The sequence below is a fragment of the Mycobacterium sp. 1165196.3 genome (assembly GCF_001673415.1).
Classification (GTDB): domain Bacteria; phylum Actinomycetota; class Actinomycetes; order Mycobacteriales; family Mycobacteriaceae; genus Mycobacterium; species Mycobacterium europaeum_A.
In genome coordinates, this window is sequence record NZ_LZLU01000073.1 from 25543 (window position 1) to 34580 (window position 9038).

The 9038-nt window shown below is 65.1% G+C and carries 9 protein-coding genes; 4 read left to right on the forward strand and 5 right to left on the reverse strand.

Annotation, left to right across the window (positions count from 1 at the left end; translation table 11 throughout):
- Nucleotides 1–5 precede the first annotated feature (5 nt).
- From A5659_RS07445 to A5659_RS07460, 4 genes are all read right to left on the reverse strand, one after another.
- Nucleotides 6–989, reverse strand: coding sequence for a D-2-hydroxyacid dehydrogenase family protein (locus tag A5659_RS07445; RefSeq protein WP_067020185.1), 984 nt, complete (start codon nt 987–989; stop codon nt 6–8).
- A 252-nt stretch (nt 990–1241) separates the two neighbouring features.
- Complete coding sequence (locus A5659_RS07450) at nt 1242–2183, reverse strand: NADP-dependent oxidoreductase (protein WP_067180133.1); 942 nt, start codon at nt 2181–2183, stop codon at nt 1242–1244.
- A 26-nt stretch (nt 2184–2209) separates the two neighbouring features.
- Nucleotides 2210–3142, reverse strand: coding sequence for an alpha/beta hydrolase (locus A5659_RS07455; RefSeq protein WP_197497945.1), 933 nt, complete (start codon nt 3140–3142; stop codon nt 2210–2212).
- 47 nt (nt 3143–3189) lie between these two features.
- Complete coding sequence (locus A5659_RS07460; protein ID WP_067180135.1) at nt 3190–4008, reverse strand: SDR family oxidoreductase; 819 nt, start codon at nt 4006–4008, stop codon at nt 3190–3192.
- A 172-nt stretch (nt 4009–4180) separates the two neighbouring features.
- Between A5659_RS07460 and A5659_RS07465 the strand changes: the two genes are divergently transcribed.
- Nucleotides 4181–4714, forward strand: a complete 534-nt coding sequence (locus tag A5659_RS07465; RefSeq protein WP_231997764.1) for a TetR/AcrR family transcriptional regulator — start codon at nt 4181–4183, stop codon at nt 4712–4714.
- 127 nt (nt 4715–4841) lie between these two features.
- On the opposite strand, the gene A5659_RS07470 is transcribed toward A5659_RS07465, so the two are convergent.
- Nucleotides 4842–6266 (reverse strand): short-chain fatty acyl-CoA regulator family protein, encoded by a 1425-nt coding sequence (locus tag A5659_RS07470; protein ID WP_156748889.1) that lies wholly within the window; start codon nt 6264–6266, stop codon nt 4842–4844.
- A gap of 109 nt (nt 6267–6375) precedes the next feature.
- Between A5659_RS07470 and prpD the strand changes: the two genes are divergently transcribed.
- The 3 genes from prpD to A5659_RS07485 all read left to right on the forward strand — a co-directional run.
- On the forward strand, nt 6376–7881 hold the full coding sequence (gene prpD, locus A5659_RS07475) for a 2-methylcitrate dehydratase PrpD (RefSeq protein ID WP_067180138.1): 1506 nt from the start codon (nt 6376–6378) through the stop codon (nt 7879–7881).
- On the forward strand, nt 7881–8783 hold the full coding sequence (prpB, locus tag A5659_RS07480) for a methylisocitrate lyase (protein WP_067180141.1): 903 nt from the start codon (nt 7881–7883) through the stop codon (nt 8781–8783). The genes prpD and prpB overlap by 1 nt, the downstream gene beginning before the upstream one ends.
- Before the next feature lie 26 nt (nt 8784–8809).
- On the forward strand, nt 8810–9038 hold a 229-nt coding region (locus A5659_RS07485), incomplete at its 3' end, for a citrate/2-methylcitrate synthase (protein ID WP_304441592.1).

Consider the following 9038-nt stretch of genomic DNA (forward strand, 5'->3'; position numbering starts at 1 on the left):
ACGGTTCAGCGCCGTCCTTCGGGATCGGCGATCCGGATCGGCGTGCCGTCCAGCCAGGCCACCACCGATTCCACGGTGTCGGAGTAGAAGGCGCCCAGCATCTCGCGAGTGACGTAGCCCAGGTGCGGAGACAGGGTCACGTTCGAAAGCCGGCGCAGCCGGTGGCCTTTCGGCAGCGGCTCGGCGTCGTAGACGTCCAGGCCGGCCCCGGCGATGCGCCCCGCTTCCAACGCGTCGATCAGCGCGGCCTCGTCCACGATGGGACCTCTGGAGGTGTTGATCAGGTAGGCGTGCGGCTTCATCAGCGCCAGCTCTGCCTCGCCGACCAGACCTCGGGTGCGCTCCGAGAGCACGAGATGAACGGAAACCACGTCCGAGGATTCGAACAGCGCCGCCTTCTCGACCCTGCGCGCACCCAACCCCGCAGCGGTCTCCGGGGTGAGGTTTTGGCTCCAGGCAAGGACTTCCATGCCGAACGCCGCGGCGTAGTGCGCCATCCGAGCGCCGACCCGGCCCAGGCCAAGCAGTCCGAGGGTTTTACCGGACAAGGTGACTCCCGCGCTGCGCTGCCAGCCGCCGGCACGCATGTTGCGATGCTCTTCGGCGAGATTGCGCACCGTCGCGATCATCAGACCCCAGGCGAGTTCCGGTGTGGCGTCACTCATCGACCTGAACCGGGGATGCGCGAAATCCGAGTGCGCCACCAATATCCCGTGTTCGGTGGCTGCGGCCATGTCCAGGTTCGGCAAGCTCCTGCCGACGATCGTGATCAGCTTCAGGTCCGGCAGCCGCTCGATCAGCGTCCGGGGAAACGCCATCCGCTCCCGCAGGGTGCACACCACGTCAAACGGTCGTAGCACCTCGGCCGCTTCGTCCTCGTCGAGGTGGCGGTCGAAAACGGTGACGTCGGCCCGCTTTTGCACCGGTGACCAGTCGGCAACGTGCAAGGCGACGCCGGCGTAGTCATCGAGAATCGCTACCTTGGGCATACTGTCTCCCGATCCGGTGAAGGGCTCACCGCAACATTACGTCCCCGCCGCCGTAAAGACCGCATACTCATCTGACGGGGTAGCCTCGATGTTTCGTGGTGGTTTAGGGCTGGCGGGCGTGTAAGGCGCGGAAGTGCCCGTCCTGCTTGAGAAAACTGGCTTGTCGAAGGTTGTCCTCGGTGGGCATCCAGGCTGTTGCTGTAGGGGCGCAGACGTCGGGTGCGGGGCGCCTGGTGTTACTGGCCGGCTGGCTCAGTCGGGCACAATTATGAGCTTGCCCCGCTTGGCGAATCCGTTTTGTTCGAGTTGCGCAAGGGCTGAGATTGCTTGCGATAGTGGCACCGTTTTGGCGATGGGTAGCCGCAGCACCCCTTCGCCGGCGGCTCTCGCGACCGCCTCGATATCGGTTGTGACTGCCTTGGCGATCACGACGTGGAATGGGCCAGGCAGGACGCTTCTGACCATGTTCGCTGGACTCGGCTTGACGCTGACGATATGACCGTTGATCGTCAACATCTTTCGGGCATCTCTGACCGGTAACGTGCCGGCGGTGTCCAGGACGACATCGAATCGGCGTGTGAGGGCAGTGGGATCGAAGTCGAAGTCGACGATCGGGTCGATACCGACCTCCCGCGCCTCGTCCGCCGAGCCGGCCCGGCAGCTTCCCGCCACGGCCGCCCCGTGTGCCAACGCCAGTTGTGCCGCCGAGCGACCAACTCCCCCAAGGCATCCGTGCACGAACACGGACGCGCCACGCTGCACCTTCGCTTTGTTGAACAGGGCTTGGTATGCGGTCAGACCGACAGTGGGAATGGCGGCCGCCGCCTCGAACGTCAAGGCAGCGGGCTTCGCGACGACACCCTTCTCTTCGGCGACGACGACGTCGGCGAAGGCGCCCGACCATTTGATCGGCGGCCCCCCGAGCACTGCGTCACCCACACGCAGCCGGGTCACGTCGTCGCCGACAGCCTCGACGATGCCGGCGAAGTCGTAGCCCATCCCACGTGGGAAGGTTCGGCCGGTCACCATCTTCATCGCGCCGTTTCGGATTACGAAGTCCATCGGGTTAGCAGCGGCCGCGCGCACCCGTACGAGAACATCGTCGGCGCCGAGTTTCCTGGGCTCGAAGCCTTCGAGCCGCATGACGTCCGGTCCACCGTAGCGGTGGTACTGAATTCGCTTCATCGTGGGCATGTGAGTTCTCCGATTGGTGTTGTGTGTCAACGGGATAGGGGCCTTGACAGAATAGAGTCGAGGAATGTCAACGTTCTGTGATGCAGCGGAGCCGCGTTGAAGTGAGCAGACCCGTGGTCGCCGCCGACGATCTCCACCAGGTCCGCCCGGACCCCCACGGCTGTGAGTGCGCGATGCAGGCGCCGGCTCTGCTCGATGCCGACGCGACGATCCCTGTCCCCGTGGGCGATCAGGAAGGGTGGCGCGCCGGGATGTGCCAGGCGGCACAGGTTTCCCTGCTCCACCACCTGCGGTTGGCTGGATGGCACGAATCCGAAGAAGCGCGCCAGTGTGCTGTCGGGACCGTGCATTCGTTCGATGGCGTCGGGGTGTGCGTCCTCATCGTGTTTGAGGAAGTCGGTGGGCCCGTAGTGCTCCACGACAGCGGTCAGACCGCAGGACACCTCCGAGTAGGGTTCATGGCTGCTCACCAGGTCGCTGTCGTCTTCGGCGAGCGCAACGGCGCTGATGAGGTAGGCGCCTGCGCTGGAACCGAAGCCCACGATGCGCTCAGAATCCAAGCTGTAGCGATCGGCGTTGGTCCGTACCCAGCGCACGGCCGTAGCGACATCTTGGATGGCGGCAGGAAAGACGGCCTCGCCACTGAGCCGGTACTGCACCGACACCACCGCCAGCCCAGCCTCGAGCAGAAATCGCCATGGGCCCATTTGCTTGCTGCCGGTGAAAAAGCCTCCCGGATGGGCGTAGACGATCACGGGAACCGGTGTGGCTGAGGGGTGGTGCGGGATGTGCAGATCCATGGTGAGTTGCCGAAATCCGATGCAGGTGGCGTATGGGCGATCCAAATAACTCGCCACCCCGGGGAAGACTTCGACCGGTGCCAGAGTGTCGAATTCGGGCCGGAGCACTGCCGAGAGCATTTCGTCAGGGATATCGACTGGCATGCCGGGAATGTGCAAGGGATGGCTCCTCTCGAAATACGCTGCTGTAGAGGCTATTCCGTCACTCATGACGCATGAGGCGCGGTCTCGATGAGAGCGCGGCCGAGCAGCCAGCCGAACATCTTGGCCGACAGGGATCGCGGAATCAGGTGTTTAACCAGAAGATCCGTAGCCCTGTTGGTGGCGCCTGGGATGACGCGCGCCCGCGCGCCCAGGTTGTTCAACGCCGCCTCGGCAACCTGCGACGCCGTCATTCTTGGACCGCTGATCTTCTGGGGGTCAAGGCCGAAGGATTTTTCGGTGATTTCGGTCTTCGTCATCCCGGGCGAGAGGACCAGGACGTCGACGCCGTCTTTTTTCAGTTCGTAGTGCAACGCCTGGCCCAGTGAGGAGACGTACGCCTTCGCCGCGGAGTAGTTGGCCACGTAGGGCACGGCGCTGGCGTCGAGGCTAGACGCCACCAATACGATGGCTCCGCGACCCCGCCGGACGAAGGCATTGCCGAAAACGTGGGCCATCTGCAGTGGCACCACCGCATCGAGGGTGAGGACGTCGAGTTCGTAGGCAATCGAACTGTTGACCAGCGGCCCTGCAGAAGAGATGCCGGCATTGGCCACGACTAACCCGACGTCGAGATTACTGACCCGACGGGCCAATTCGTCCACTGCATTCTCGGCAAGTAAATCCAGAGCGAGCACGAGACTCTCGGTGCCGTGTGCACGGGAGAGCTCGGTGGCCAGCGTTTCCAGACGGTCTTTGCGGCGCGCCACCAAGATGACGTTGACGCCCGCCGCACTGAGGTGCCGTGCGAATTGCTCTCCGATGCCTGAGGACGCCCCGGTCACGAGTGCGTACTGTCCGTAGGCTGCGCGGAGATCCTTCATTCCGATTCCTATCTGCGCAGAAGGGTGGTATCCCTGCGCCAACAGCACGGCACCAGGTGTCATCACATTACAGCAGGGCGGCACTTGGTGTCATCACTGCGTCTTCGCGCTTTAGAATGCGGATATGAGTCGGTGGGAACCCAACGCGGCCGAGCGATTGGGAGCCGCGGCGGTGGAATTGTTCGCCGAGCGCGGATATGAGGACGTCACGGTCGTCGAGATCGCTGAGCGCGCGGGATTGACCAAACGGACGTTCTTTCGTCACTTCGCCGACAAACGCGAGATTCTATTCCGCGGCCAGGATTCCTACCGCGGCATGTTCGCCGACGCCATCGCCGGTGCGCCCGACGAAGCCGGCCCCATGGAAGCGATCGGAGCCGCACTGACCGCGTTCGCCCGCGGCTTCACAGACGACCGCCGCGAACTTGTGGCCAAACGTCAAGCCGTCATCGACGCCAATCCCGAACTCAAAGAGCGAGACCTGCTCAAAGCCGCCGCCCTGACAACGGCGATAGCTGAGGCGCTGGTCGCGCGCGGCGTAAAACCGCCTGTCGCGAACCTGGCCGCCAACTTCGGCGCACTCGCCTTCGCCGATGCCTTCCAAAGCTGGCTGCAACCCCGGAATCGGAAATCCATGACCACGCTTGTCCAGCAAGCGCTCCGAGACCTCGACACCGCAATCGAAGCGCTGCGCAAAGGCCTTTGACACTACTAGCGCGGCGAAGCCAAACGAGTTTCACCGCGGCGGGTACTGACCCCGCAGAACTAGCCGAGATGGCGGCCCACGCGCACGTCCCACTTAGCTAGACGGCGGCGTCCCGTGCTGACCGCACTCAGGTCCTAATCGCCGGCGGATACGGCAGATCCGTGCTGCTGTGCGGATCGACATACACCGGACGCCCCAGATACGGGAAGGCGCGCTGCGGGCAGGCGGGCCGGTCGCAGATCTTGCAGCCGGCGCCGATCGGCACGATCGATTCGGTGTTGGTCGGATCGATGCCAACGGAGTACACGAGCTTCCCGGCGTGGGCGACGTCGCAGCCCAGCCCGATGGCGAAGCTCTTGTCCGGCCCGAGGTAGCGGCTCGGCTCCGTCGTGGTGGTCCTGGCGATCCAGAAGTACGTGCGCTCGTCGGGCATCTGCGCGACCTGCGTCAGAAACTGGCCGGGAAGGGAGAACGCGCGGTGCACCACCCACAGCGGGCAGTTGCCGCCGACGCGGGAGAAGTGAAAGGCGGTGGCGGACTGGCGTTTAGAGATGTTTCCGGCGCTGTCGGTCCGGACGAAGATGAAGGGAACGCCGCGGGCGTTGGGGCGCTGCAAAGTGGACAACCGGTGGCAGATCGTTTCGAACCCGACCTCGAATCGCCGCGCCAGCTGGTCGATGTCGTAGCGGACGGCCTCGGCCGCCGCCAAGAACCTCAGGTAGGGCAGCAGCAGCGCGCCGGCGAAATAGTTGGCCAGGCCGATGCGGGCGACGCCGCGCGCATCGTCGCTGAGCTGATCGTCGCCGGCGATGATCCCGGTGATCAACCTGTCCTGGGTCAGCAAGGCGATCTGGGTGGCGAGCTGGAAGGCACGCTGGCCCGGGTGAAGCCACCGCGCCACGTACAGGGTCTTCGTTTCGGGCGCAAACAGCCGTTTGGAGTTGGGATCTAACGCTTGGCCGTCGTCGATCACCACCGTGACGCCTAGCTTGTCCGCGAGCAGCTGCGCCAGCTGGCCGTCGAGACCGCCGATGCGCAAGTTGTTCTCGTTGAACAGGTCTTCGGCGGCCATGTCCAGTTCGCCAATATAGTTCTTGCGGTCGTAGAAGAAGTCGCGGACCTCTTCGAACGGCATGGGCTGCTGGGACATCCCCGACGTGTCGACGTTGGCGCGGTTGTGTAGCGCTTCGAGATCGGCGGTGGTGCCGTGCAGCCGGCGGTGCAGATTGACCAGCGTCTGCCCGATCGCCGGCATGCGGGCGACCAGCTCCTCGAGTTGCGCCGGCGTGGCGGACGTGTCGGCCAGCACCTCACGCAGGTCCGATATCAAGCGGGCGTCGGATTCCGGCGCGAAGTAATGCGCCGGTAGGTCGAACCGCTCGGTGAGGGTGAGCAGCACCGCAACGGTGATCGGGCGCTGATCATTCTCCAGCTGATTGACATAGCTGGTCGACAGTCCCAGTGCGCGCGCCAACGCCACCTGGGTCAACCCCCGCTCCTCGCGTAATCGCCGGAGCCGCGCGCCGGCGAACGTCTTCGCCACCCGATACACGGTACGCCGCCGTCTTTCACAACATTCGCAAAAATCGGCGATTATGGACACACGATTACGCTTTTACAGGGGATTTACCGCGCGACCAGCGTTGCGTACTGTGCGGCTTATGCGGAGTCATGACGTTCGAACCCGACGCAGCGCCGACGATTTCCCCCGCGACGAGCACCTGGCATGGAAGATCGCCGAGGTCGCGGCCGACCCGGTCGCCGTGCCCGCGGACACCGAGGCCATGGTGATCAACCGCATCATCGACAACGCGGCGGTCTCGGCAGCCTCGGTGAACCGCCGCTCGACCGCCGCGGCCCGCGCCCAGGCACAGGCCCACCCGACCTCCGCCAGGGGAGCCAAGGTGTTCGGTGTCCAGGGTGACTACTCCCCGGAATGGGCGGCCTGGGCCAACGGGGTCGCCGTGCGCGAGTTGGACTTTCACGACACCTTCCTGGCCGCCGAGTACTCCCACCCGGGCGACAACATCCCGGCGCTGGTGGCGGTCGGGCAGCACCTCGGGATCGGCGGAGCCGACCTGATCCGCGGCATCGCAACCGGTTACGAGATCCAAATCAACCTGACCAAGGGAATCTGCCTGCACGAGCACAAGATTGACCACGTAGCTCACCTCGGCCCATCGGTGGCCGCAGGACTGGGCACCATGCTGCGGCTGGACAAGGAGACCATCTATTCCGCGATCGGACAGGCGCTACACCTGACCACGTCCACCCGGCAGTCCCGCAAGGGCCTGATCTCCAGTTGGAAGGCGTACGCACCCGCCTGGGCGGGCAAGGTCGCCATCGAGGCCGTCGACCGCGCCATGCGCGGCGAGGGCGCGCCCGCACCGATCTGGGAGGGCGAGGACGGGGTGATCGCCTGGCTGCTCTCGGGTCCGGAGCACACCTATCGGGTCCCGCTGCCCGAGCCCGGCGAGCCGAAGCGCGCCATTCTGGGCAGCTACACCAAGGAGCACTCGGCCGAATATCAGAGTCAGGCGCTGATCGACCTGGCCCGCCGGATGCGCGAGGACATCGGCGATCTCGACCAGATCGCCACGATCGAGTTGCACACCAGCCATCACACCCATTACGTCATCGGCACCGGATCCGGCGACCCGCAGAAATTCGATCCGGACGCCTCCCGAGAAACGCTGGACCACTCCGTGATGTACATCTTTGCGGTCGCCTTGCAGGACGGAACCTGGCACCACGAAAGGTCTTACACGCCAGAGCGGGCGCACCGGGCCGACACCGTCGAACTGTGGCGCAAGGTCTCGACGGTCGAAGATCCCGAATGGACCCGGCGCTACCACTCTTCCGATCCCGCGGAGCAGGCGTTCGGCGCCCGCGCCGAGGTCACCCTCAAAAGCGGTGAAGTCATCGTCGATGAGATCGCCGTCGCCGACGCGCATCCGTTGGGGACCAGACCGTTCGAGCGTGAGCAGTACATCGGAAAGTTCAGCGAGCTGGCCGACGGGGTGGTCAGCGAAACCGAGCAGCGGCGCTTCCTGTCGGCGGCACAGTCCCTTTCGGACCTGCAGCCGGGTGCGCTGGGCGCGCTCAATATCGACGTCGCCCCGGCGGTGCTCGCCCAGGGGCCCGCGATTCCCTCGGGGATCTTCTGATGGGCGGCCTGATCGGCGCGGCGGTGCCGGCGGCGACCAAGCGGGCTGCGTTCCGCGCGGGGCTGGAAAGTGGCGAGCTGCAACGCTTCCCAGGCGCCTTCTCCCCGCTGGTGGCCAAGCTCGTCGCCGAGCTCGGTTTCGACGGGGTGTATGTCTCCGGGGCGGTGCTGTCGGCCGACCTCGGCCTGCCCGACATCGGCCTGACCACCCTGACCGAAGTCAGCGGGCGCGGAGCGCAGATCGCCTCGGTCACCGACCTGCCCACCCTGATCGACGCCGACACCGGGTTCGGTGAACCGATGAGCGCCGCGCGCACCGTAACGGTCCTGGAGGACGCCGGGCTGGCGGGCTGTCACCTGGAGGACCAGCAAAACCCCAAGCGTTGCGGGCATCTCGACGGTAAGGCCGTGGTGCCGGCCGGCGAGATGGTCAAACGCCTGCGGGCCGCCGTGGCAGCCCGCAGGGATCCGAACTTCATCATCTGCGCCCGCACCGATGCCGCCGGGGTCGAAGGGGTGGCCGCGGCGATCGAGCGCGCCAAGGCCTACGCCGACGCGGGCGCCGACCTGATATTCGCCGAATCCCTGCAAACGCCGGCGCAGTTCGAACGATTCCGCGCCGCCGTGCATACGCCGTTGCTGGCCAACATGACCGAATTCGGCAAGTCGGAGCTCTTGACCGCCCAGCAGCTGTCCGACATCGGCTACAACGTGGTGATCTACCCGGTCACCACCTTGCGGCTGGCCATGCACGCCGTCGAGCTCGGTCTGCGGGAAATCGCCGACAGCGGAACGCAATCGGGCCTTCTGGACCGCATGCAACATCGCGGCCGACTCTATGAGCTGCTGCGCTACGCCGAATACACCCGATTCGATTCCGGCATCTACAACTTCGCGATTTGAAACTTCACCCCTCGAGGAGCCGTGCAATGAGCACCGTCGAAGACAACCAACCCCGCATCTACAAGGGCCTGGCCGGTGTCGTCGTCGACACCACCGCCATCTCCAAGGTGGTGCCGGAGACCAACTCCCTGACCTACCGCGGGTACGCGGTCCAGGACCTGGCGGCGAACTGCAGCTTCGAGCAAGTTGCCTACCTGCTGTGGCACGGCGAACTTCCCGACGAGCAACAGCTTGCACTGTTCAGTCAGCGCGAAC